1 protein-coding gene is annotated in these 255 nt (G+C 62.7%); it reads left to right on the top strand.

Annotated elements, in window-relative coordinates:
* A partial coding sequence (locus J5M67_RS29020; protein WP_243434951.1) for an Ig-like domain-containing protein occupies positions 1–255 on the top strand: 255 nt, incomplete at both ends.

Below are 255 nucleotides of genomic sequence, written 5' to 3'. Positions count from 1 at the left end.
TGACCGACCTGCTCGTGCTCGACGACGTGGGTAACCAGACCGGTCCGCTGCACAATGGCGACACCACCGACGACGACCGTCCGACCTTCAGTGGCGGCGCGGAAGCCGGCGGCAAGGTCATCATCTATGACAACGGCACGAAGATTGGCGAAGCCGATGTGGGCGCTGACGGCAAGTGGGAATTCACGCCGACCACCCCGCTGAACAATGGCGACCATGCCTTCACCACCGAAGTGCTGGACAAGGCTGGCAACA

Source organism: Pseudomonas sp. 30_B, from assembly GCF_017491605.1.
In the GTDB taxonomy this organism is placed as follows: Bacteria; Pseudomonadota; Gammaproteobacteria; order Pseudomonadales; family Pseudomonadaceae; genus Pseudomonas.
The sequence above is the reverse complement of the archived record's forward strand: the minus strand, read 5'-3'. Positions and strand labels throughout refer to the sequence as shown.